This window comes from uncultured Gimesia sp. (genome assembly GCF_937910335.1).
Classification (GTDB): Bacteria; Planctomycetota; Planctomycetia; order Planctomycetales; family Planctomycetaceae; genus Gimesia.
In genome coordinates this window covers 1-1,994 of record NZ_CALEMX010000537.1, presented here as the reverse complement: position 1 = coordinate 1,994, position 1,994 = coordinate 1, and the positions used below count along the sequence as shown (strand labels likewise).

Annotated in this window: 3 protein-coding genes; all 3 read left to right on the top strand. The window is 46.2% G+C overall.

What is annotated here, in order from left to right; genetic code table 11:
* Positions 1 to 136: 136 nt before the first annotated feature.
* Positions 137 to 781: a hypothetical protein gene (locus Q0668_RS22110; RefSeq protein ID WP_298868650.1), complete on the top strand. Its 645-nt coding sequence runs from the start codon at positions 137 to 139 to the stop codon at positions 779 to 781.
* A gap of 96 nt (positions 782 to 877) precedes the next feature.
* The gene (fae, locus tag Q0668_RS22105) at positions 878 to 1,426 is read left to right on the top strand and encodes a formaldehyde-activating enzyme (RefSeq protein ID WP_298868648.1); all 549 of its coding nucleotides are present in this window, start codon (positions 878 to 880) and stop codon (positions 1,424 to 1,426) included.
* A gap of 61 nt (positions 1,427 to 1,487) precedes the next feature.
* A partial coding sequence (locus Q0668_RS22100) for a CocE/NonD family hydrolase (protein WP_298868646.1) occupies positions 1,488 to 1,994 on the top strand: 507 nt, incomplete at its 3' end.

Genomic DNA, 1,994 nt, shown 5'->3' with positions numbered 1-1,994 from the left:
ATTGGACACATGCCGAATTTACGGGGCATGGAAATTTGAAATTCTTGATGTTAATGCAATTTTTATTATTTTTGACCGGAGTCGGATTGCTGTTTGCGGCTCTCTTCCGAAACAGGAAAATAATAGGAGATTCACAATGATCAAAACTGTCATCTACAGCTTACTGATCCTAATCGTATTCATAGTTCCGGGAATCACATCGGCAGACGATAAAAAACCAGCCACTGCAAAGAAACAAGTTGATATCAAGAAAGAAGCTAAAATCAAGAAACTGTTGTCAAAACATATTGCTTCAATTCGTAAGTCTGACGAAAACGCAACCATGAAAGATTCCCCTGAAGCGCTCGATCAACTTTTAGACCTGCGTATGAAGAGCAGGATTCGAGGTTACGAAAACAATAAGCAATTTCGAGAAACAGACAAAAACGTACGCAAAGCGTTCGCAACAAAAGTTCAAATTAACCCGGAGAAGATTGATAAACATTTCGAAAAAGTCACATTGGATTCGTTTGAGGGAAATTTTAAGTCTTATGAAGCATTTTATAAAAACTATATCAAGAAAGATGAGCAACTCAAAAAGCTATCCCATGACGATGTAATTCACATTTATGTTAATTATTCAGCTACAATTTATTCCCAAGATAGGGCAGCATGGGATTCGATCTGGGGTGCATCAATTATTTATCCGCTCTGTAAACCGAAACATCCCAGTATGTCAGAACTTGAGACTCACATCAAAAAAATTAATACGAATCTAAAAACCACAGTTGGTTCCAAGTAACCAATTTGAGGTAACCATTGCCCTAACTTGTAGGTTCCTTGCTGATCAGGTAATCTGAAAACTCTCTTTTTTTATGAACCTGTAAGGAATTTATCTATGAGTGATCGAATTATAATGCGTACTGGCGAAAGTCTTGTTGCGGGTGGGCCGCCGTTTACTGCTGCGGAACCGGAAGTGGTGATTGGCGAACTGGATGGCCCCGTTGGTACAGCGATTGCCACGCTGACTGGTTCTCAGTCTGTCGGGCACTCCAAAGTGTTCGCGATTCTGGACACCGATATTCAAGTACGACCTGTGACGCTGATGGTCAGCAAGGTTACCGTGAAGAGTAGTGCCTATACCAACATTCTAATGGGAACCGTGCAGGCAGCGATTGCCAATGGCGTATTGGATGCCGTTCGCGCGGGTGACATTCCCAAAGAAAAAGCGAATGACCTGGGCATTATCTGTTCGGTCTGGCTGAATCCGGGAGCTGCCACGGATGAAAACCTGGATCATAAAGCTCTGTTCGAAATTCATCGCAAAGCGACTGCGCAAGCAATCCACAAAGCCATGCATAATGAACCCACCATCGACTGGCTGCTTGAAAACCAGGAGAACATCACGCATAAGTATTACCAGAGGGGCTTGGATGGAACCCTGTAATCAAACGGATTTAGCTGGTTAAGCAGTCTCACCCATTCGCATTATTCGAAAGTCTGTGAACATGAACCGCACGTTTGCCTGTTCGTTTTGTTTTGTGCTGATAATCGTACAATGGGCCATCGCGGCTGATGCACCGGAGGTTTCGCATGAGACCGTTAAAGTGCCGATGCGTGATGGCGTGATGCTGTCTACTGATATCTATCGCAAGCCCGAAGTCAAGCGGGCTCCCGTGGTACTGATGCGCACGCCTTACAACAAAGCGCGAGCGAAAAAAGTGGCAGAGCGATTTGCAGCCTCCGGTTTGATAGCCGTCGTGCAGGATTGCCGCGGACGTCATGAGTCTGAGGGTGATTTCATTCCCTACAACAGTGAAGGGCAGGATGGTTTTGACGCCATCGAATGGCTGGGCAAACAACCCTGGTGCAACGGACGGATCGGCATGTGGGGCGCATCCTATGTCGGCGCGACGCAATGGCAGGCGGCAGTCGAAAAACCGCCGGGGCTGGTTACGATTACACCGACGGCGACGTGGAGTAGGTGGAGAGGCGCACGGCGCGATGTTGACCAT